24 protein-coding genes and 1 other annotated feature are annotated in these 20,179 nt (G+C 41.3%); of the genes, 12 read left to right on the top strand and 12 right to left on the bottom strand.

All coding sequences use genetic code 11. The features are described 5' to 3' along the window. Nucleotides 1–22: 22 nt before the first annotated feature. Nucleotides 23–676: a CPBP family intramembrane glutamic endopeptidase gene (locus AC0L13_RS16135; RefSeq protein WP_473641363.1), complete on the bottom strand. Its 654-nt coding sequence runs from the start codon at nucleotides 674–676 to the stop codon at nucleotides 23–25. Between the two features lie 132 nt (nucleotides 677–808). Here AC0L13_RS16135 and AC0L13_RS16130 point away from each other — a divergent pair, with 132 nt between their 5' ends. The 5 genes from AC0L13_RS16130 (at nucleotide 809) to AC0L13_RS16110 (ending at nucleotide 3,761) form a co-directional block, all read left to right on the top strand. Continuing rightward, nucleotides 809–1,105, top strand: coding sequence for a hypothetical protein (locus AC0L13_RS16130; RefSeq protein WP_473641361.1), 297 nt, complete (start codon nucleotides 809–811; stop codon nucleotides 1,103–1,105). Between the two features lie 66 nt (nucleotides 1,106–1,171). Then, a complete protein-coding gene (locus AC0L13_RS16125) occupies nucleotides 1,172–1,474 on the top strand; it encodes a hypothetical protein (protein ID WP_473641359.1) in 303 nt (100 codons plus the stop codon). Nucleotides 1,475–1,502: 28 nt separating this feature from the next. Next, entirely contained in the window at nucleotides 1,503–2,003 is a 501-nt protein-coding gene (locus AC0L13_RS16120) for a GNAT family N-acetyltransferase (RefSeq protein WP_473641357.1), read from the top strand. Between the two features lie 46 nt (nucleotides 2,004–2,049). Beyond that, nucleotides 2,050–2,679, top strand: a complete 630-nt coding sequence (locus tag AC0L13_RS16115; RefSeq protein WP_473641354.1) for a hypothetical protein — start codon at nucleotides 2,050–2,052, stop codon at nucleotides 2,677–2,679. Nucleotides 2,680–3,086: 407 nt separating this feature from the next. Continuing rightward, a complete protein-coding gene (locus tag AC0L13_RS16110) occupies nucleotides 3,087–3,761 on the top strand; it encodes a DNA alkylation repair protein (RefSeq protein WP_473641352.1) in 675 nt (224 codons plus the stop codon). Between the two features lie 86 nt (nucleotides 3,762–3,847). Here the strand turns inward: AC0L13_RS16110 and lysS are convergent, their stop codons facing one another. From lysS to AC0L13_RS16085, 5 genes are all read right to left on the bottom strand, one after another. After that, nucleotides 3,848–5,308 carry a lysine--tRNA ligase gene (lysS, locus tag AC0L13_RS16105; RefSeq protein ID WP_473641350.1) on the bottom strand — a complete coding sequence of 487 codons (1,461 nt, stop codon included), beginning with the start codon at nucleotides 5,306–5,308 and terminating at the stop codon, nucleotides 3,848–3,850. Between the two features lie 81 nt (nucleotides 5,309–5,389). Continuing rightward, nucleotides 5,390–5,655: a binding site (T-box leader), on the bottom strand. 100 nt (nucleotides 5,656–5,755) lie between these two features. Beyond that, nucleotides 5,756–6,073: a hypothetical protein gene (locus AC0L13_RS16100; protein WP_473641348.1), complete on the bottom strand. Its 318-nt coding sequence runs from the start codon at nucleotides 6,071–6,073 to the stop codon at nucleotides 5,756–5,758. 44 nt (nucleotides 6,074–6,117) lie between these two features. After that, nucleotides 6,118–6,726: an ABC-2 transporter permease gene (locus tag AC0L13_RS16095; RefSeq protein ID WP_473641346.1), complete on the bottom strand. Its 609-nt coding sequence runs from the start codon at nucleotides 6,724–6,726 to the stop codon at nucleotides 6,118–6,120. Then, the gene (locus AC0L13_RS16090; protein WP_473641344.1) at nucleotides 6,707–7,588 is read right to left on the bottom strand and encodes an ABC transporter ATP-binding protein; all 882 of its coding nucleotides are present in this window, start codon (nucleotides 7,586–7,588) and stop codon (nucleotides 6,707–6,709) included. Before AC0L13_RS16090 ends, AC0L13_RS16095 begins: the two co-directional genes overlap by 20 nt. Continuing rightward, the gene (locus AC0L13_RS16085; protein WP_473641343.1) at nucleotides 7,588–7,965 is read right to left on the bottom strand and encodes a GntR family transcriptional regulator; all 378 of its coding nucleotides are present in this window, start codon (nucleotides 7,963–7,965) and stop codon (nucleotides 7,588–7,590) included. The genes AC0L13_RS16090 and AC0L13_RS16085 overlap by 1 nt, the downstream gene beginning before the upstream one ends. A 198-nt stretch (nucleotides 7,966–8,163) precedes the next feature. On the opposite strand from AC0L13_RS16085, the gene AC0L13_RS16080 reads away from it, so the two are divergent. Both AC0L13_RS16080 and aspA read left to right on the top strand, forming a co-directional pair. Continuing rightward, nucleotides 8,164–8,634 (top strand): S-ribosylhomocysteine lyase, encoded by a 471-nt coding sequence (locus AC0L13_RS16080; RefSeq protein WP_473641341.1) that lies wholly within the window; start codon nucleotides 8,164–8,166, stop codon nucleotides 8,632–8,634. A gap of 192 nt (nucleotides 8,635–8,826) precedes the next feature. Further along, a complete protein-coding gene (gene aspA, locus AC0L13_RS16075) occupies nucleotides 8,827–10,236 on the top strand; it encodes an aspartate ammonia-lyase (protein ID WP_473641339.1) in 1,410 nt (469 codons plus the stop codon). A gap of 249 nt (nucleotides 10,237–10,485) precedes the next feature. Here the strand turns inward: aspA and AC0L13_RS16070 are convergent, their stop codons facing one another. After that, nucleotides 10,486–11,646 (bottom strand): DUF418 domain-containing protein, encoded by a 1,161-nt coding sequence (locus AC0L13_RS16070; protein ID WP_473641337.1) that lies wholly within the window; start codon nucleotides 11,644–11,646, stop codon nucleotides 10,486–10,488. 125 nt (nucleotides 11,647–11,771) lie between these two features. Between AC0L13_RS16070 and AC0L13_RS16065 the strand changes: the two genes are divergently transcribed. From AC0L13_RS16065 to AC0L13_RS16055, 3 genes are all read left to right on the top strand, one after another. Beyond that, nucleotides 11,772–12,455, top strand: a complete 684-nt coding sequence (locus AC0L13_RS16065; protein ID WP_473641335.1) for a response regulator transcription factor — start codon at nucleotides 11,772–11,774, stop codon at nucleotides 12,453–12,455. Next, nucleotides 12,452–13,861 (top strand): HAMP domain-containing sensor histidine kinase, encoded by a 1,410-nt coding sequence (locus AC0L13_RS16060; RefSeq protein WP_473647064.1) that lies wholly within the window; start codon nucleotides 12,452–12,454, stop codon nucleotides 13,859–13,861. The genes AC0L13_RS16065 and AC0L13_RS16060 overlap by 4 nt, the downstream gene beginning before the upstream one ends. A 118-nt stretch (nucleotides 13,862–13,979) precedes the next feature. Beyond that, nucleotides 13,980–14,231 (top strand): hypothetical protein, encoded by a 252-nt coding sequence (locus AC0L13_RS16055; RefSeq protein WP_473641333.1) that lies wholly within the window; start codon nucleotides 13,980–13,982, stop codon nucleotides 14,229–14,231. Between the two features lie 149 nt (nucleotides 14,232–14,380). Here the strand turns inward: AC0L13_RS16055 and AC0L13_RS16050 are convergent, their stop codons facing one another. From AC0L13_RS16050 to AC0L13_RS16035, 4 genes are all read right to left on the bottom strand, one after another. After that, nucleotides 14,381–15,940, bottom strand: a complete 1,560-nt coding sequence (locus tag AC0L13_RS16050; RefSeq protein ID WP_473641331.1) for a solute symporter family protein — start codon at nucleotides 15,938–15,940, stop codon at nucleotides 14,381–14,383. Between the two features lie 14 nt (nucleotides 15,941–15,954). After that, a complete protein-coding gene (locus AC0L13_RS16045) occupies nucleotides 15,955–16,317 on the bottom strand; it encodes a DUF485 domain-containing protein (RefSeq protein WP_473641329.1) in 363 nt (120 codons plus the stop codon). A 257-nt stretch (nucleotides 16,318–16,574) separates the two neighbouring features. Continuing rightward, nucleotides 16,575–16,949, bottom strand: a complete 375-nt coding sequence (locus tag AC0L13_RS16040) for a DUF2500 domain-containing protein (protein WP_473641327.1) — start codon at nucleotides 16,947–16,949, stop codon at nucleotides 16,575–16,577. A gap of 15 nt (nucleotides 16,950–16,964) precedes the next feature. Continuing rightward, nucleotides 16,965–17,696 carry a Bax inhibitor-1/YccA family protein gene (locus AC0L13_RS16035; protein WP_473641325.1) on the bottom strand — a complete coding sequence of 244 codons (732 nt, stop codon included), beginning with the start codon at nucleotides 17,694–17,696 and terminating at the stop codon, nucleotides 16,965–16,967. A 156-nt stretch (nucleotides 17,697–17,852) separates the two neighbouring features. Between AC0L13_RS16035 and AC0L13_RS16030 the strand changes: the two genes are divergently transcribed. Both AC0L13_RS16030 and AC0L13_RS16025 read left to right on the top strand, forming a co-directional pair. After that, nucleotides 17,853–18,497 carry a hypothetical protein gene (locus AC0L13_RS16030; protein WP_473641323.1) on the top strand — a complete coding sequence of 215 codons (645 nt, stop codon included), beginning with the start codon at nucleotides 17,853–17,855 and terminating at the stop codon, nucleotides 18,495–18,497. 123 nt (nucleotides 18,498–18,620) lie between these two features. Further along, on the top strand, nucleotides 18,621–19,589 hold the full coding sequence (locus tag AC0L13_RS16025) for an NAD(P)-dependent alcohol dehydrogenase (RefSeq protein ID WP_473641321.1): 969 nt from the start codon (nucleotides 18,621–18,623) through the stop codon (nucleotides 19,587–19,589). 37 nt (nucleotides 19,590–19,626) lie between these two features. Here the strand turns inward: AC0L13_RS16025 and AC0L13_RS16020 are convergent, their stop codons facing one another. Then, complete coding sequence (locus tag AC0L13_RS16020) at nucleotides 19,627–20,007, bottom strand: VOC family protein (protein WP_473641319.1); 381 nt, start codon at nucleotides 20,005–20,007, stop codon at nucleotides 19,627–19,629. Nucleotides 20,008–20,179 lie beyond the last annotated feature (172 nt).

The raw sequence follows: 20,179 nt of genomic DNA, 5'->3' as shown, positions 1-20,179 counted from the left end.
GTGCATATCACGCACTTCCTATTTAATAATGAATATAAGTCAAATAAACCATCATGATTCCTAAATCAGCAAGGCTATGGCTAATAATTGAAGCTGCGATGGATTTCAATTTGAACCGAATATAAGCCCAGATGAATCCTGCGATAAAAACAGGGAGTACCGCAATGATATTAAAGGGAAAGTTGAAAATGAATATGAGTGAAAGTAGATGATACAAACTATAAAAGAATGATGTGATGATCATCGTTTGGCGAACGCTCACCTTTTCAATGAGGCGCTTGTACATAAATTCTCTCCAATAAAATTCTTCCAGTAATGGATTGATGGCAATTAGGAAAATAACTAGCCAAATGACGATATTGCCTGTAAAATTCCACTTTGTCAAAACGAGTTGTACCTCGTTTATATCAAGCACAGACTCCTTCAGTATCGTAATCCCGCCGTAAATAGCAATGAAAAAAATGATGCCGCTAATAAGCCCAACCCAAAGAGACTGGGCAGTGAGATGTTTTTTAAAGTTTATTCTTTGACGACCTCTTTTCATGTAGGTCATCAATGGGATGAACAATAGCCACCCATAGAAAAATACAAACGTGATCGGGACGTTTTTGAAGACAAGTAATCCTAAAACAATCATGATTGTAGAGCCAATTAATAATAGGGCTAGTTTTTTCATAGTTCCTCCAATCAAGTTTCAAGGGTTTTTGATGAAAAAGCAGTGGAATGCTACAATTTATCTTGAACGAATGATGAAATCTCTCTATCTTCTAGAAATTTATCGATAGACTTAACAGCAAGGAGTGAGTATATGTTTTTCAAGAAGAACAATCCTTACAATAGCCAATTGGAAATTGAAGACTTTAGTAATGATACATATGCCGTCATTCTTCATTTTACACCATCTGCGGTCTATGTGTACGAAGACAAAATGGACTCCCATATAGTAGAGGGAAACACTATTGAAATGTGGGATGACAATGATACGACTCTTACCGGAACACTCATCGTCACTTATGTAACTTCCACTCAAGAGGCACTTGAGAAATTTAAAATAAATGACCTTGGTCTTCTCGTAATCCCGGTTGATCTATCCTATGAAGGCTAATAAATGAAACCTTACATATCAAAAGAAGGTCATAACAAAGGAGGGACAAACAAAGGGGGAGAAAACATGTATGGTTGGTTAAATGTCGGCAGTCTTGTACTCGGTCTCATTTCTTGGATACTGCCAGTTGTTGCTCTCATGCGAATGAGTAAACATTGGGTTGCTTTATCCATTATGAGTTTGAGTGCTTGTGCAATTTCGCTCTGTTTTCAGATTTATTATAACTATCATCTCGTACAGATCGAGGATTGGGCAGCGCTAATGGACACAACGGGGGCAGTAGCGCGCGTTGCTACCGTACTGCTTGTTGTGACGCTCTTATTGAATGTAGTTACGCTGATTGTTTACCGAGGAAGAACTACGAAATAGCCAGTATGGAATGTAGGGAGGGGATTACATGCGTCTCGAAAGACCGTCGTTGAAATGGGAAGTGGAACATATTGCATACATGCAAGAGTGGGATGAAGACCGGATGACGCCTAGCAGCTTTCATTTGAAAGAGGACATCCCCTACGATATTTATTTGGAGGAATTGGCAACGAAGGAAACCGGGCAGGGCAATCGAGTCCCGAATACGAATTATTTCTTAGTCGATGACGACCAACGGATCATAGGGATGGTTAACATCCGACATAGCTTGAATGACTATCTACGTCAAGTCGATGGCCATATCGGCTACGGGATCCGCCCGTCGGAACGGAGGAAGGGGTATGCGACCTATTTGCTTTCCGAAGCATTGAAGGTAACAGATCAGATAGGTATCCGCTCTGTGTTAGTCACATGCAATGAAGATAATATCGGCTCCGCTGCTGTCATTGTAAACAACGATGGCGTGGAAGATGGAAGCTTTACGGAACCGCATGGCAATATTGTTCGGAGATTTTGGATTGAAAGATGATTCTGATATAATGATAGAATGAAACAAAGTGATGGGGAGAAATGAGATGACGACTACGCAAACGATGTCGATTCACCGTGCGCTATCTGAGTTGAAAACATTGAATGACCGTATTCCTAAAGTGATTCAGGAAGCAGATTTTATTGCAACAGACCGGAAATCTGCACAGAAAATCAATGGTCTATCTATTGAAGACTATGAAAAAAAGATCCAAGCGGGCTTCGACAAGGCGGTTTCGTTAATTGAACGGCGCAATCGGTTGAAGGACGCGATCGTACAATCGAATGCAATCACGGAAGTAGTGGTGGCAGGAGAGACGATGACAGTCGCCAAAGCGATTGAGCGAAAGTCATCCATTGTGAATGAAGAAAAATTACTTTCCACGATGGTAGGAAAACGTAGAATGGCCATCAATAAGCTAACGATGGAAAACGAGTCACTTCCGTCACGACTAGAAGACTATTTAACAGCAATTCTAGGCAATAAAGAACATGCGAAAAAAGAAGAAGTTGAACTACATACGAAATCATTTATGGAGAGAAACGAGTATGTCCTCATCGATCCATTGAACATCGATAAACGGATTGAAGAATGGGAAGAGAAAATTTCCAGCTTTAAAGCAGAAGTGGATGCAGTCCTGTCCGAGTCCAATGCCATTACGAAAATCACTATATAAATTGTATTGCATGAGTAATCGAAAACGACAACCACAAGACCCTTCTTTACGGATTTTCTTTGGGTGAAATAGAAAACCGATCTAACCTTACAAACAATTACTGAAAAGAGCAGAGAAAAAGCTCAAACTTTATCGCTCAAAGCTGTAAACCTTACAACTTAAAGTTCTTTACAATTTAAAGATTAACGCTAAAAGCTAAAGGCTCTTTCAAATCTTGGGGTACCAGTTTTGGGATTCTTGTGTTGGCCCGTCGTTCGCTGCCGAGCTGATTATATCGTGCAATTACTGTACCGTCGCAGGATTCTTCCTGGGGCGGTTTTTTGGGATTTAATTTCACAGGATTGAACATGTGTTCGATTGATGTTATGATGCATGTAAATAGTATGTAAAATGTGGAGTTGACGTCAGTGAAAAAACAATGGAATCATAAGGGGATTGTCGAGAAGTTTGAAATGTGCCGTAATGTTGAGAATGCAGGTCCGATGAAAGCATATATGAAACACCATTTTCCGTTTCTCGGCATTAAAAGTCCGTTGCGAAAAGAGCTGTTGCGCGCGCAATTTCAGGAATATACTCTCCCAGAAGTTGATGAGATTTTTAACGAGGCGTGGAAATTATACGAACTACCCGAACGCGAATATCAATATGCCGCAATCGCATTGCTCGATAAAATGAAGAAACACTTTACTACCGACGATTATCCCAAACTATTGAAATTCATCGAAACGAAATCGTGGTGGGATAGTGTTGATTCGATTGCGCCGCATCTTGTCGGGCATGTCGTCAAATTGGACCGCGCATACGGAAAAACCGTAATGCTTGACTGGTCGCGATCCGATAATATGTGGACAAACCGCTCTGCTATTTTGCATCAATTAAAGTTTAAAAAGGAAACAGATACAGAGCTGCTATTCGATATTATTTTGCAACATACGCAGTCAAATGAGTTTTTCATTCAAAAAGCAATCGGTTGGATATTGAGGGAATATGCGAAAACAGACCCGATCGTAGTGAAACAGTTTGTGGAAGAAAATACGCTGAAGCCATTAAGTAGGCGAGAGGCTTTGAAGCATATAGGTTGAATGAGATAAAAAAGGAACGAAACCACAGGGGCACTCGTTCCTTTGTTTTGTATAAAATCGAATATCAGATATGTTCTATAGCCTGTTTATATTTTTTTAGTTAAGGGGAATAAAACACAATCTTTAATTGTTTCACTATCTGTTAAAACCATCAATAAACGTTCGATCCCGAATCCCCAGCCAGAAATCGGCGGCATTCCATACTCCATAGCCAATAAGTAGTCTTCATCCATTTCCATAGCTTCTTCATCGCCATCGTGTTTCAAAGCAGCTTGCTCCTCCAATCGACGTCTTTGTTCAAGAGGATCCACTAATTCTGAATACGCATTGATAATCTCAGCGCCATTGACGACTAATTGAAAACGATCTGTAATTGCCGGATTATGATCATTTGCTCTTGCCAATGGTGATAAATCAATAGGGTGTTGTATTAAAAATGTAGGTTCTATCAATTGCGGGCGACACATTTTTTTATACAGAAGGTCAATAAAGTTCCCTCTACCTAACGATTCGATGCTCTCATGCTCTAAATAAATATTTTTCCGCTTTGTTTCCTCATATAGATCCTTTACATCGGAGTACAGATCGATGTCAATGCCAGTATCTTTAAGAATTAAATCCCTAAATGAAATAACATTCCATTTCAATGAAAAATCAATTGTTTGTCCTTGGATCGTAATCACTGTAGTCTCAAATGTCTGTTGGAGAACGTATACAATCATTTCTCGCATGAGTTCCATTGTATCTGTATAGTTCCAAAAAGCGGCATAGCCTTCGACCATCGTAAATTCTTGAAGATGTTGAGGGCTGATGCCTTCATTTCTAAAGCACTTTGCGAATTCAAAAACTTTTGTAAAGCCGCCTACAATCAGTCTTTTCAAGTACGTTTCTGGTGCAATACGTAAATTCAATTCCGTTTCCAATGAATTATGATACGTTATAAATGGGCGTGCCAATGCACCAGAAGAGGTATGTTGTAACACAGGTGTTTCCACCTCTAAAAAGTCTTTCTCCTCTAAAAATCTACGAATAGCTCGCACTAACTTTGATCGCACTAACATACGATTCCGTGTTTCTGTTGTCATCATCAAATCTAAATAACGTTGTCTATAACGTGTGTCTATATTGTTTAATCCATGCCATTTATCCGGTAGTGTATGCAATGCCTTTCCAAGAAAGGCATATTGTTCAATACGAAGCGTTTTTTCATTTGTTTTCGTTGAATACATGTTTCCTTCGACACCAATAAAATCTCCTATGTCGAAAAAGTTGATGAAATGATGAAAAGCTTGCTCTCCAATCTCGTCTTTTTTCAGGAGAAGCTGTAAATGACCTTGCAAATCTGCTATTGTAATAAAAATTAATTTAGTAAACTGACGAATTCCCATAATTCTTCCTGCAACCCGAACCTGTGATGTTCCATCCTCAAGGGAAGATGCTTCGTAAAGTTCATGAGTCGTCTTATATTTGTCAGGATATACGGAAATCCCTTGCGATCGTAAACCCTCTATTTTTTCTGTACGAAGGACTGTTTGTTCATTACTCATTTTGTCCACTCCAATTTTCTAGTTTATTTTTACTTATAATTTCTAAACGACAAAAAAACTCCCGCCCCCAAGATTTTCCATCTTGAGGGCGAGAGTTTTAAACTTCGCGGTACCACCTCAGTTTGTTGATATGTTGCCATATCAACCTCTTCGGGTACGGCAATGTAAAATTGATTATACCCTATCTCTATAACGGGAGATCCCGTCGCAGTATCACTAAGACATCAATCTTAGATCCGTGCGAAGCTCCGAGCTTTTTTTCATTAAGATCATTATTGCTCCTTCCCACCATCAGGAGCTCTCTGGAAATAATGATTCAAAACTACTCTTCTCTTCATAGCCTTATTTTCCGTATAACTATTTCGTCTATTTTATCTTACCTTTTTGAATTGGTCAACTTTGTCATTCGGCGGGTGTCTTATACCTATTAACATGCTATCAAGCTTACTACGAGCGTTGCTTATCCCTCAATAACTCACCCAGCCAAACAAACCCGTGTCCGACTACAACGATTCCCCAAACGGCCGTGACAAAATTCAATTGCTCGCTCGTATATGGCTGAAATCGATCGAAAAATGGATGAAGGGAATCTATAAGCTTCATTCCCAAATTGTTTGGATTGAAGATAGCCCAAATGCGAGAGCCATCAAATAGAATGAACATGATTTGAAAGGCGACAAAGATGATGAAATGGATCGGCCATCCCCCAAAAAATTTCCTCCGAGCGTTTGACTGATTATCCTCCTTCTTCCATTCCCTATACATTAAGTGAGCTCCTTTGCAGAATAAATTTTAATACACACACCCCTTTAAAATACTTTTCTACTATAAATACGTAACGAAAGCATCCAAGAAAAGATGTAGAGAAGCACTACTGCTAATATTCCTCCTGCATACAACACAGAATTATCAAATGATAGAATCGTTTGGACTACTTCTCTAATTCTATCGTTCAAATCAAGTATGAACTTATTGACAAGTACTAGATAAAGGACAAACAAAACACCGCAGGCTATCATCAAATACTGACTTTTAAATAGATAGGAGAACGGAAAAGCGAATGAAATAAACACGACAATAACACCTGCTATAAACAGCAATTGATCCAATTGAGTTATTTCTCTATGAATAATGATATTCCCTACCACAATCGTCAATAAAATAATGAAAGTAAAAACACATGCACCTATATATTTAGAACTGACGATTTCCTTACGGGTATACGGTAAAGAATTCATTAAAAGATTGGTGGAGGGTTTTTCATCCAACGCAAAACTTTGCATAATGATAGCGAAGCTAAATAAAACGCCTACCCAAATAATAGATCTATCTATTAATAAAGCGATCAATAATGCAGGTAATAGAATGACTAATGTGTTTTTCTGTAACACAATATCTTTACGAATAAGATTTAACATACTTATCATTTCCTTTCTTTGTATACAGCATAATATCTTCAAGTGTCGGTTTCTCCAAAATGACTGTATCACCAAAGAGATTTGCCGTACGTTTTTTGTTTGTCGTTAGTGCTTCAAATCCATGATTGGATTTTCGAATACCTAGAAATTCTTGTTCTGTATCACGATCTAATAAATTCGTTTCGCCTTTTACAATCGCATAATCTTCTTCGATTTTATAATGCTCTTTTGTGAAAATATGCTGTCCATTATGGATAAAGGTTATATAATCTGCTATTCGATCTAAGTCTGTCGTAATATGCGTGGAAAAGAAAATTGTTCTTTCATCATCCTGCATAAGATCATGGAGGATGTCTAACAGTTCCCTGCGAAATATAGGATCTAATCCCGATGTCGGTTCATCCATAATGATTAACTCGGCGCGATGGGATAACGCAAAGGCTAATGAAGCCTTCATCATCATGCCTTTTGAAAAGGTCTTTATACTTTTCTTGAGTGGAAGCTCAAACAAATTAACATACTGATGAAATATAGTATCGTCCCAGTTTTGATAGGCAGGTTTTATTATTTTCTTCATTTCAGCCAATGTAATATGTTCATAAAAAACGTTGTGATCAAATACAAAGCCGATGCGTTGTTTAATTTCTTTCTCATGCTTTTTATAATTCAGACCAAAAAGAGAAATCTCTCCACTATCCGGTTGTAATAAATTCATAATTAACTTGATCGTTGTGGATTTTCCTACTCCATTACCACCAATAAATCCTGTAACAAAGCCTTTCTTAACTGAGATAGACATGTCTTTAAGCTCAAATCCTTTGAAGGATTTATTTACATTGTGCAGTTCAATTACGTTTTCCATCACGTTTCCTCCTTATATAACATGGTTAGTAATTCTAGTAACTCCTCTAATTCGACCCCAATTTCTTTACTATTTTGAATCGCAGCCAGCAACTGTTCTTCGATTACTTTCCTTTTCCGTTCAAGAATCATTTCATTGTTTTGTTCAGACACATAAGAGCCCTTTCCGACAACCGAGAAGATAAAACCGTTTTTCTCAAGCTCTTCATACGCTCGTTTTGTTGTGATCACACTAATATCTAGATCTTTGGCTAATTGCCGCATAGATGGCAACGCCTCTCCCGCTTGTAATTCATTCGTCAATATATGTTTCTTGATTTGCACATAAATCTGCTCATATATTGGCTCTTTTGAAGTATTGGAAATTATGATTTGCATAGAACTACCTCTTCCTTGCAATAGTGTATATATACTCTATACACAATATACACAGAGTGAAAATAAAATGCAAGACAAATTCGAAATATATTTGTTTCATCTTGCTACCTATTCAGAATTTTGATATTCTATATTAAATCTTAGTAAGTCAATAGGTTATAAGTGATTATATAGATAGGGTGAAAAGGAGAGATGGGTATGTCGACGACAGAAAAAAAGATGAATGTGGAGAGCTTCAACTTGGATCATACAAAAGTGAAGGCCCCGTTTGTGCGCCTTGCTGGGGTAAAGGAAGGGATTAATGGCGACGTCATCCGTAAGTATGATATCCGTTTTTGCCAGCCCAATAAGGAGCATCTTGAAATGCCCGCGATTCATTCATTGGAACATATGATGGCGGAGTTTAGCAGGAACCATTCGGACAGAATCGTCGACATTAGTCCGATGGGATGCCAGACGGGTTATTATTTGGCGCTCATCAATCACGATGATTACGATGACGTGCTCGATATACTAGAAAAGACATTGAATGACGTCTTAACCGCTGACGAAGTGCCGGCATGCAATGAAGTCCAATGCGGATGGGCCGCGAGCCATAGTCTTGAAGGCGCAAAGGAAGCGGCGAAAAAGATGTTGGAGAAGAGGGCAGAGTGGACGACGGTATTTTAAGTAAGCGTCTGAAATTAATCTGCATACGATTCTGAATGAAGAATTGTTTTTCTCTCAACAATGACTAATAAAACAATAGCTTTCCTACGATAAAAGGCGTACGATGTACATGAAGCTAGACAGAAAAAACTGTCGAGCAATGTTCATCGTACGCCTATTTGGCAATATCCATAATGAGAGGACAAGGTATAAATGAATTTGGGAAGAATTGAGAAGGATTTCTTAGGGGAGAAAGAGGTTCCCGATCATGCATATTACGGGATTCAAACGATACGGGCGACTGAAAACTTTCCAATAACGAAAGAGCGCATGCATCCAGAATTGATCCGCGCGATTGGAATTGTGAAAAAAGCTGCGGCCATTTCAAATGTTGCCGTGAATGATATGCCCGAAGATATAGGATTTGCCATCGTCAAAGCCGCAGAAGAAGTGATTGAAGGAGCGTTGACAGACCAGTTCATCGTCGATCCGATACAAGGAGGCGCAGGCACTTCATTCAACATGAATGCGAATGAAGTAATCGCGAATCGTGCACTTGAAATCATGGGGCGTGACAAAGGCGACTACAGCTTCATCAGTCCGAATAACCATGTTAATATGTCCCAGTCAACAAATGATGCATTCCCGACAGCGATTAAAATTGCGACGCATCAAATGGTGAACCAGCTGTTAGAGACGATGGAAAAGTTTGTGGACGAGCTGAAGGTGAAGGAAGAAGAATTCGACGGAGTCATTAAAATGGGAAGGACCCATTTGCAGGACGCCGTACCTGTTAGACTAGGACAAGAATTCAGCGCCTACCGGAGTGTCATCGAACGCGATATCGAACGTATTGGCCGAACAAGAGTGCATCTTTCCGATATCAATATGGGAGCCACTGCAATTGGCACCGGGCTGAATGCAAATGCTCAATACATCGAAAACGCAGTGGAACATCTTCGTTCCATTAGCGGTTTGCCATTGAAATCGGCAGCTAACCTCGTCGATTCGACGCAAAACACGGACGTGTATACAGAGCTTTCTTCCGCTTTGAAAATTTGCATGATCAATCTTTCTAAGATGGCAAATGATTTACGCCTAATGGCATCAGGTCCTAGAGCCGGCCTAAATGAAATCAATCTTCCAGCAAGACAGCCAGGTTCTTCTATCATGCCAGGGAAAGTGAACCCCGTCATGGCGGAAGTGATGAACCAGATCGCTTTCCAAGTGATTGGCAACGATCATACAATTAGCCTCGCGTCTGAAGCTGGCCAATTCGAATTGAATGTCATGGAGCCTGTCCTTGTCTATAATTTATTACAATCATTGACGGTCATGAACAATGGTCTCGAAGTCTTCCGCAAATACTGCATTAGCGGCATCACTGCAAACGTGGAGCAAATGCAGGAGTATGTGGAGAAAAGTATCGGAACAATTACAGCACTGACACCATACATTGGTTATGAAATGTCATCGAAAATTGCACGCGAATCATTCGAAACAGGCATCCCTCTGAAAGAGCTATGCCTGCATTACAACGTGCTAACTCTTGAAGAACTGAACCGCTTACTCGACCCATATCAAATGACGGAAATGAAAAGGGAAAGCGTAACGCACTACTGATAGTTTATTGAACTTAATTTTGCATAGGAAGCATAGGAAAAGCCAATCCAAGTTCGATTGGCTTTTCTCGTGTTTTTATTTTCAATTGGACTAGACATTCATGTAAAACTATTGACTTAGAGAGCTTTACCAATTGATTGGAAGATACCACGGAATTTGATAAGCCCATGGATACATTGAAAAAAGCCTTTAAAGACATTCCTAGAGCATTAACGCTATTTATCAATACTCCAGTACTTTTCATAACGGTTATCGTTTCAATGATTGTTTTCCCTTATACATTACCCTCCATACAGATTCGAGCGGCCCTGTTCTAAAATATCGCAGTAAAATAGCACTGATGAGTATTTGCAACCCGAACAGCACAAATGCTGTGGCGGTCGTTTGCCAAAGTGTGAAGTTGCCGAATAGGCCGAGCCCATAGCTGTAAAAGATAAGGCTGCACATAACGGATTGTAAAATGTACATGCTGAACGCAATTTTTCCTGGATAGGTGAAAAAGTGCAATCGTTTCGGACGCTTCATGAAAAGAAGTGAGAAGAAAGCGACATACGAAAGCATGAGCAATGGCGCGCCGATAAAGACGCTTCCAATATCCAATAAAGTATTGGTAGAGTCCGTTATAAGTCGCGGTATGGTGAATGCGATGCCAGTAACGCCGCCGATAAATCCGAGTTTTACGAAGAGATGCCTATTACAATCAATGTCCTCTAACCATTTCCGTTTCGCAAAATAAACACCCAATAAAAAAGTTCCTAGAATTTGAGGGAAGAAGAGAATCATATTAAACAGACTGGAAAGATAGTCTCCAATCCGTTTTGCAGTGATTTCCATATATGTCCCTTCCCCATAGATTTTTTGATCCTCCTCTTGAAGTGATTGTATCTGTGAAGCATCAACTGAATACATATGTTCCATACTCTCTGCCCCTGACAGACTGCCTACAATCATGAATACCGTCATGACTGCCGGAATGAAAAGTGTTAAAACGATTGACCAGCTGAGTATTATTTTAGGGCTGCGCTGTATGAATAATAAAAGTAGAAGACCTACCAATGCATAGCTTGTCAAAATATCCCCGTACCAAATGAAGATCCCATGCAAAATCCCAAATACAAGCAAGGCGAGCATCCTTTTTACAAACATTGGTGCGAATTTACGCCCAGCTGCTTCGGCATTCGAATGTAAAATGACAGCTCCATAGCCAAACAGAAATGAGAACAATAACATGAATTTACCTTCCACAAATATGGTTGAGAAGGAATCGATCACTTGATTCCACCAACCTTCCACAGGCATCCCTCCGAAACTGATGGCCATCAACGATTCATTGAAAAAGTTGATGTTCACTAGCAATATTCCAAGCAATGCAAACCCGCGCAACCCGTCCAAAACTCCAATACGTTTCATGCGATATCCCCCTACATCATTTATTAGCTATAGATTACAAGTAGAGGATAAAGAAAGGATAACGGCGAATATTATACTTTCGTTAGAAATGAAAGATATGATAGAAGAAAAAGGAAGGATGCATGATGGCGAAAGCGACAATTTTGATTGTAGATGACGAGGAAGAGATTGTTTCCTTTATGAAGGATGCGCTTGAGGACGAAGGTTATGAGATTCTCACAGCATTCGACGGTAATCGGGCAATCATGGAGGCTGCAAAGAAGCCTGATATGGTACTACTCGATGTCATGATGGACGGGTTGGATGGATTTGAAGTATGCGAACAAATCCGTTCCGTCGTCAGGGGACCTATTATTTTTCTAAGTGCTTGCCAAGATGAAACGGATCGGGTGAAAGGCCTCGTCGTCGGCGGGGATGATTATATTGTTAAACCGTTCAGCTTGTCTGAATTGAAAGCGAGAGTCCATGCGCATTTGAGACGGGAACGGCGGAAGTTGGATGATAGAGAAAAGACGGAACTTCAATTTGAAGGGATGACGATTGATTATAAAGGCCGTTTCGTCCGGTTGAATGGGGTTGACGTTGAGTTGACGAGCAAGCAGTTCTCCATCGTCTGGTTCCTGGCTTTGCATAAAGGTCAAGTGTTTTCCAGATCTCATATTTATGAACGGGTGTGGGGACTTGAAGCGAATGGGGACGATTCAACTGTCACGGAGCATATAAAGAAGGTCCGAGCAAAATTTCAGGAAATCGAGCCCGCTCAAACATTTATCCAAACGGTTTGGGGAGTCGGGTATAAGTGGATATGAAAACTGTATCGATCAGGAGCAGGCTCCACCGTATGATTGTGATGATTTTGCTATTGAGTTTCGTATGTACGGTCATTACTTGGTTTGGATTGTTAGTAGTGAGCGAAAAGAAAACGAACGATGCGAATCATTATGAGAAGATGATTCCCTCGATTGAGGTGAGGTTGAAGCAGGAACATATAGATTTGATGAACGTCTCCGGCAAGGAGCTGTTGGAACAAATTATCCCTGAGGAAGGATTTAAGTATAGGGTCGTCAATAGTAACGGAGTTTATCAATATGGAAATATAGAAGACGAATCTGATATACCAAAAAATCAGCTGTTGGAAAAGCTGAATCGTGTTGATAATGGCCCAGGAAATTATTTCGTGAAATATATTCCTGTCATCTCAGATGGTTCCCTCCAAGGGACTTTGCTCTTGTATTATACGTTGAAAGTAACACCCATCAATTATTCGGAAGCTTTTTTAGTGAAAATAGGTTCATTTCTTTTTCTACTCGCTCCTTTTGGCTACATCATCCTTTTTACGGCTGTTTTTGTTAGGCGGTTAAGCCTTCAATTGAAAAAGCCGTTGGATCAATTGATGGAGGGAACCTCTCAGATACGTGATAAAAACTTACAGTTCTCTTTCAATTACACAGGAAATATTAAGGAAATTAAGGAGCTGACTATTGCATTTGAACAGATGAGAGATGAATTAGCGGAATCCCTTCAACGTGAGTGGAACTTGCAAAAACAGAGGAAGGAAGCAGTCGCGGCGCTAGCCCATGATATCCGCACACCACTGACAATTATCCAAGGTCATGTGGAAGGATTGGAGGAAGCGCATAAGCGGGGGATCGATCGGTTTGAGCGATATGTACCTGTCATAAAATCGAATATGGCAAGTGCTGTGAAACTCGTAAGTGATCTGAATGAGACAGCCATTTTGGAAAGTGATTCGTTCGTGTTGGATAAAGTGGACTTCGATCCATTTGAATACTTCACTGAAAAGATGGAGGACTATGAAATTCTTTGTACAGAAGAAGGAGTTCTTTTCGTCAAGAAAATTGAAGACGAACGGTACGGGAGGGATACGATATATGCAGATCCATATCGACTGACTCAAGTGTTGGATAATCTGATTTCAAACAGCTTACGTTTCGTCGACAAAGGAACGATTCGTTGTGAAGTTAACATTTCGATGGATCGTCTCGCGATAAAAATAGCTGATGATGGTCCAGGTTTTCCTGATAAGCAGAAAGCGAAGCTGTTTGATTCATTTTACCAAGGCAGCAGAAGGAAGGGGCATGCGGGCTTGGGGCTTTATATCGCAAAGTCCATCGTCGAAAAACATGATGGTCGGATAAGTGCGGAAAATGGGGAAGATGGGGGCGCTGTTGTTACTATTTCCATACCGATTTAGATGGGGTGTACACTATTTTTGCAAATCGCATGGATTTATAAAGACATCTTCCTGTCACGAAATCTAATGTGGTGAATGAAGGAGAAACAATGAAATCAACAAGCAGGGAGTGGGTATAGTGAGTGGGATTGATAATAGGAACCGATTAGGCGAGGAGCCATTTGATTATCAAATAACGAAAAAAGGGACAGTGATGATCAGTTATGGGGGGAAACAAATTAAAATTGTCAGCGGTAAGGAAGCGGACCGTCTTGTAGCTAGGATTAGCAATGTAGAAGATAATCCAACTGAAATACAGTTACTGTTGGCAAAAATTACGGGCAATTTTAAACGAGGTAATGAAAAGCTTGGTAAACAGAGCCGTAAATAATTTGATTTCTTACATCCAAACTATCTTCAACACTAATCTAGTTGAAAAGTAAGGTGCTAGGTTCGAATAATTAAAGTGTGCAGCTAACAAAATGCCCTTGGAAACTGCAACTTCAGTTCCCAAGGGCTCTTCAAATTTCATTTAAACAATCAATTCGGTGCTTGTCCTTCCAATCCGCGAAATCCTGCTTCCGCTTTGAAACGGACTTCCGCGTAGGCGACTTCTTGAGCTTCCATACGATTCGCGCCTACATACGTACCGATGATGGCGGCAATGAATCCGGCAGGTATGGAAATGATAGCCGGATTGACGAACGGGAAGAGTGGATCGCCGACGAAGAATGCTGCGCCTTCAACCGGATTGATGACGTTTGGGCTGACCGCGACGAGGACAAGGGCAGTAATAAGCCCAGTCAGCATAGAAGCAACCGCGCCAGTCGTGTTGAATTTGCGCCAGTAGATCGTGAAAAGAATCGTCGGAACGTTCGCGGACGCTGCGATACAGAATGCGAGCGACACGAGGAACGCGACATTCAACTTTTCAGATCCGAGTGCAAGCAAGATGGAGACGACGGAGACGCCGATTGCCGCAAGACGGGCTGCTCTCACTTGCTGCTTTTCCGTCACTTTGCCTTTCTTGATAATTTCTGCGTAAATGTCATGTGCGATTGCCGATGCGCCGGACAGCACGAGCCCAGCAACGACTGCTAGAATCGTAGCGAATGCAACAGCTGCGACAAATGATTCAAGCATATCCCCGCCGAGCACTCCGGCTAGCATTGGGGCGGCCATATTGCCCGCGGAGTTTTCTGCGATGATGGCATCCGCTCCAACGAATTTGGCAGCACCGAAGCCGAGGAAAATCGTCATGACATAGAAAATTCCGATGATCCATACAGCGTATACGACGGAAGAGCGTGCAGTCTTTGCATCTTTAACAGTAAAGAAGCGCATGAGGATATGCGGCAATCCTGCAGTTCCGAGTACGAGTGCAAGCAATACCGAAATGAGGCCGATCGGATCTTTATAGACGACCCCGGAATGAAGGAATGACTCACCGTGAGGCGTCGCTGTCCGCATGACATCGAACATGCCGACAAAGTTAAAATTAAATTTCATAAGAACGAGGAATGAAATGACGATGGTTCCGATCATTAGCAAAATTGCCTTGATGATCTGCACCCAGCTCGTAGCAGTCATTCCGCCAAATAATACGTAGATCATCATCATGACACCGACAATGAGGACGGAAATCCAGTAGTCGATGCCAAATAGCAGCTTAATGAGCGCGCCAGCTCCGACAAGTTGCGCAAGCATATAGAAAAGGACGATTGTAATCGTATTAAGCGCAGCGGCGCCACGGACTTTCTTCGCTCCGAACCGTGAACCGATCATATCGGCCATCGTATACTTTCCGAGGTTCCGAAGTGGTTCAGCAATTAAAAACAATACGACGAGGTAAGCAGTCAACCAGCCGACACTGTAATAAAACCCGTCAAAGCCGTTAAGTGAAATCGCTCCGGCAATTCCTAAAAACGAGGCGGCCGATAAATAGTCCCCAGCAATGGCCATCCCATTTTGCCAACCTGTCAGTGAACCGCCTGCCGTATAAAACTCACTCGCCGTCCGCGTCTGCTTAGCAGCCCAATATGTGATGTATAGCGTCAAAACAATAACTGCAAAAAAGATTCCATAGGACATTAAACTCATGCGTCATTCCCCCTTTATTTCCGAACGTGTTTTTCGAGCAATTGCTCGACGTCGCTATCAAATTCTCTCGACTTCTTTACATAGATCTGTGTGAATACCCAAACCATGATGAACATGCCAAACGCATAGACCCATGTCCACGTCATCCAGCCGATCGCCCGTGTTTCAAGGATCGACGTATATCCCGTCAATATGGGGAGCAATAAATAGATAGCAAAAAAAGCAATTACATAAGGCATCATAAAGCGCTTTTTCTTTCTTACCAAATGCTTGAACTCTTCTGTTTCGATGAGCCGTTCATAATCAAGCAGACCGTCTGTCCTCCGCGGCATCTCCCGCTTGACAGGAATGTCCGCTTTCTTCATCTTCACTGTCATTCCCTTTCATCCCCTTTGCCACATAATGTATGTCATGCCGCAATTTAATAGAGTCGACCCCCTAATCGACTCTCCGCAGTTAGAAAGACTTCCAGCATGTCATATTGGTAAAGGTATCAAACTAACAGAAAATAATCAATAGTATATCAATAAAACTGTTAGAAAAGTCGAATAATAGGTAGAAGGTAGTAATGAACCCACTTTTAAAAAATGAAAAAATCCATCCTTGAGTGTTCACTCAAATGGATGGATTCGTATTAGACTGCTAGGCCATTTCGTTCAAACCCTAAATACCGTGTGCCTTGAAACGTTAGAATACCTAGATCGCCTTCAGCTAACATGCCGTATTCCTTGCCGGGCATCTCTAATTCCATGCGGTCGCCACTCTCCACTTGGAAGGTGACATAGTAATTCGTACTAGCTGAGGAGTCGCCGCTGCCGCCCCAAGTATGCGTGCGCTTCGTCTTCACCTGCGCTGGAACGGTCAGGCGCGGCGAGTTATTATTGGAGGACCATTGGCCGACGCCTTTTACAATTACAAAAATGAATCCGCCAATGACGATGGCGAAAATGATGAAACCAAAGATCGGCATAGCACTAAACATAAATTCATCGAACGGGGAAAAGCCCATTTCACCACACCTGCCTTATCGATTGCTTCTAATCTTAGATAGAAGCCTTAGAATCTCAAAATATAACCAAACTAATGTAACCATCAAGCCGAATGCACCGTACCATTCCATATATTTCGGCGCTCTCTGCTCTGCTCCTTTTTCGATGAAATCAAAGTCGAGCACAAGATTCAACGCTGCGACGACTACAATGGCGACCGAAATAAGGATGCCGACGAGACCTGTTTCATGGATGAAAGGTACTTCCATTCCGAAGAAACGAAGGATGAAATCCGCGAGGTACACAAAGAATATTGCACCCGTCGCAGCAACTACTCCGAGCTTAAAGTTCTCTGTTACTTTGATGAGGCCCGACCGATACACAATTAGCAGGGAGAATAAAGTTCCAAGCGTTAAGAGGATTGCTTGAGTCGTAATTCCTTCAAATTGGGACTCGAACATAGCGGAAATCCCTCCGATTGCGAGCCCTTCCAACAATGCATAGAGAGGAGCCGTGTAGGGAGCTGCCCTTTTCGCGAAGATTGTAATGAGGGCTACGATGAAACCGCCTATGAGTCCGATCCATAGCCATGCTTGAATAGCATTCCCTGAAAAGTACTGATGCCATGTGAAAACAGCGGTTGCGCATAACAATAAGAACAGGATGAACGTCTTGTTCACAGTTCCTTGGATAGTCATCGCCACACCGTTTTCTGAACGCAGTCCTTTGAAGGTGTTTTCTCCTAAACTTGGATTGGCAGACCTCATGATCAATCACGTTCCTTTCTTGAAATCGTCTGTATGCTAGTTTACTATACGGAAAAGGGCTCGAATAGTTTCAACTGTACGACGGTTTTCATTTGAAAGGCTTAATGCACGGCTACACATTATGGTAGCCTGAAATAAAGAAATGGGGGATGGCCAATGAGCATGAAAACGGAAGACTTCAGGAAAGTGGCGATCGGCTTGCCGAAACTGAGAAAAAAGGAAATGACGTCCAAGCTGACGTACGGCGAACAGGAGGAACTTGAATCACTGCTTACGCTGGACGCTCAAAGCCATCCTGATAACAGAGAGAAGCATTTAGCAAGCAACGTCAAATTGACAGCACTCCGAAATTACACAATCGTTGATGTCACACCGAAAGCAGGCGTCTTTCAAAAACTTTTCAAACAGGAAAACACAAAGGAATACGAACTCCGAATTTTGGATGAAGAAGATATTGCAAGCAACAAATGGCTATATTCGCTCGCGCTCGATATGAGGCAGCTGATGGAAGACGTCGGACTTGGGCTTGATTGGCCGAAAATGATGCCGGTGGATGACGATATGTTTTATACGGATCCGCTCGAAGAGGACGACAAGGAATGGTTTGAATCGTTCCTAGACCCTGCATTGTGCTACGCTAAACTGGACGAAGTAGCGGATCTGGAAGAAAAGGCCGCTGCACAGAGTCCCGAAATGCTGCGTGCGATCAAGTGGTTGAAAGAGCAATGGAAGAATGGGTATCAAATCTATGCCGACGTTGGCGATTTGTTTGATTACTACGGGGATGACGAGTTGGATTAAGTGAGATGTAATGAGGCCTGGAACTATCCAGGTCTCTTTTTTATAAATATAGTTGATAGTCACTTGAATCCGGATATGATGAGTGCTCTCGGAACATAAATTGAAAAAGAAAGGAGGATGGAGATGAAAGCGATACTCTCTGAAAAATACGGAACACCGGATACGCTGAAACTAAGTGAGATAGCAATACCCACACCTCAACCAAATCAAATACTCGTAAAAATCCATGCATCATCGATTAATTTTGGTAATCTTGTTTTATTAACAGGAAAACCACTGCCGGCCCGGTTCGTATTTGGACTGACGAAACCGAAATACCCCATTCCTGGCGGGGACATAGCTGGAATGGTAGAGGCGATAGGCGAAAAAGTTACCCGATTTCAAGTGGGAGATGAGGTGTATGGTGACCTATCGAGCAGCGGTTGGGGTGCTTTTGCCGAGTATGTAGCCGTGGATGAAAAAACATTGGCGACAAAGCCTCGTAATCTGTCATTTACAGAAGCTGCCGCCGTTCCAATGGCAGGCATTACAGCTTTACAAGCTATAAGGGATAAAGGAATGGTGAGGGACGGACAGGAAGTACTGATTCATGGTGCTTCAGGAGGTGTAGGAACATTTGCTGTTCAAATTGCGAAAGCATTTGGAGCTGAAGTGACGGCTGTAGTAAGTACTAGAAACGTAGACATCGCAAAGTCTCTTGGAGCTGACCGTGTGATGGATTATAAAGAAGAAGATTTTGAAAGCCATGATCATACTTATGATGTAATTATTGGTGTGAATGGATCGCAATCTATTTCCACTTATAAACGGAAGCTCAAAGAGAATGGGAAATTCATTCATGTTGGCGGCACAGAAAATCAAATGTATCAAACAATGATGCTAGGATCTTTGTTATCAATGATTGGAAAAAAGAAGTTTAAAACCTTTTTGCAAAGGGCCAATCAACAAGATTTAATGGTGATGAAAGAACTTATTGAAGAAGGGAAAGTAAAGCCGGTTATCGATAGAACCTATTCCTTAAGTGAGATTCACGAAGCAATTCGGTATTTTGAGGAGGGTCATTCGCAAGGAAAAGTGATTGTAACAATCTAAAACGAGTCCCCCTTCCAATCTTGGAAGAGGGATATTTTCATGGTTTATTCACGTGCTGATCTACAAGAATAAGATTGCCATCCGGATCTTCAAGTGTGAAATGCGCAACTCCATCACTTGCTTCATCTGCTTCTGTTAGCATTTGAAACCCTTTCTCTTTCAATTCCTTTTGCAGATCTCTGACATCTGTAAACGAATCAAGGTTCTCGGCGTTTTGATCCCAACCAGGGTTAAACGTAAGAATGTTTTTTTCGAACATCCCTTGGAATAGCCCAATGATCGTATCTCCATTTTTCAAAATGAGCCAGTTCTGATTAATGTCCCCTCCAAATGATTGGAATCCAAGGTTTTCATAAAATGATTTAGATGCGTGAATGTCTTTCACATTCAGGCTTACAGAGAATGCTCCGAGCTTCAATTATTTCACTCCTTTATAATATTGAAAATTCTGATGCGGTAAATTAAGTATAAGTGAGCCCTATTAATTTAACAACATAAGAAATAGTTGAAACACCAAGTAACAAAGTGATCATAATTCCTCGAGTCCGTGCCATTTTCATTCCACACGAATTCCTTTATAATAGGTAAGT

The organism is Sporosarcina sp. QA0331 (assembly GCF_055808055.1).
The sequence above is the reverse complement of the archived record's forward strand: the minus strand, read 5'-3'. Positions and strand labels throughout refer to the sequence as shown.

Coding starts and splice junctions, on each gene's coding strand:
- AC0L13_RS16045 (WP_473641329.1), bottom strand. CDS start 16,317: ATGACAGTGAAGATGAAGAAAGCGGACATTCCTGTCAAGCGGGAGATG.
- AC0L13_RS16120 (WP_473641357.1), top strand. CDS start 1,503: ATGCGTCTCGAAAGACCGTCGTTGAAATGGGAAGTGGAACATATTGCA.
- AC0L13_RS16080 (WP_473641341.1), top strand. CDS start 8,164: ATGTCGACGACAGAAAAAAAGATGAATGTGGAGAGCTTCAACTTGGAT.
- AC0L13_RS16085 (WP_473641343.1), bottom strand. CDS start 7,965: ATGCAAATCATAATTTCCAATACTTCAAAAGAGCCAATATATGAGCAG.
- AC0L13_RS16095 (WP_473641346.1), bottom strand. CDS start 6,726: ATGTTAAATCTTATTCGTAAAGATATTGTGTTACAGAAAAACACATTA.
- lysS (WP_473641350.1), bottom strand. CDS start 5,308: ATGAGTAATGAACAAACAGTCCTTCGTACAGAAAAAATAGAGGGTTTA.
- AC0L13_RS16100 (WP_473641348.1), bottom strand. CDS start 6,073: ATGTATAGGGAATGGAAGAAGGAGGATAATCAGTCAAACGCTCGGAGG.
- AC0L13_RS16050 (WP_473641331.1), bottom strand. CDS start 15,940: ATGAGTTTAATGTCCTATGGAATCTTTTTTGCAGTTATTGTTTTGACG.
- AC0L13_RS16115 (WP_473641354.1), top strand. CDS start 2,050: ATGACGACTACGCAAACGATGTCGATTCACCGTGCGCTATCTGAGTTG.
- AC0L13_RS16035 (WP_473641325.1), bottom strand. CDS start 17,696: ATGAGGTCTGCCAATCCAAGTTTAGGAGAAAACACCTTCAAAGGACTG.
- AC0L13_RS16125 (WP_473641359.1), top strand. CDS start 1,172: ATGTATGGTTGGTTAAATGTCGGCAGTCTTGTACTCGGTCTCATTTCT.
- AC0L13_RS16135 (WP_473641363.1), bottom strand. CDS start 676: ATGAAAAAACTAGCCCTATTATTAATTGGCTCTACAATCATGATTGTT.
- AC0L13_RS16030 (WP_473641323.1), top strand. CDS start 17,853: ATGAGCATGAAAACGGAAGACTTCAGGAAAGTGGCGATCGGCTTGCCG.
- AC0L13_RS16060 (WP_473647064.1), top strand. CDS start 12,452: ATGAAAACTGTATCGATCAGGAGCAGGCTCCACCGTATGATTGTGATG.
- AC0L13_RS16040 (WP_473641327.1), bottom strand. CDS start 16,949: ATGGGCTTTTCCCCGTTCGATGAATTTATGTTTAGTGCTATGCCGATC.
- AC0L13_RS16090 (WP_473641344.1), bottom strand. CDS start 7,588: ATGGAAAACGTAATTGAACTGCACAATGTAAATAAATCCTTCAAAGGA.
- AC0L13_RS16065 (WP_473641335.1), top strand. CDS start 11,772: ATGGCGAAAGCGACAATTTTGATTGTAGATGACGAGGAAGAGATTGTT.
- aspA (WP_473641339.1), top strand. CDS start 8,827: ATGAATTTGGGAAGAATTGAGAAGGATTTCTTAGGGGAGAAAGAGGTT.
- AC0L13_RS16130 (WP_473641361.1), top strand. CDS start 809: ATGTTTTTCAAGAAGAACAATCCTTACAATAGCCAATTGGAAATTGAA.
- AC0L13_RS16070 (WP_473641337.1), bottom strand. CDS start 11,646: ATGAAACGTATTGGAGTTTTGGACGGGTTGCGCGGGTTTGCATTGCTT.
- AC0L13_RS16025 (WP_473641321.1), top strand. CDS start 18,621: ATGAAAGCGATACTCTCTGAAAAATACGGAACACCGGATACGCTGAAA.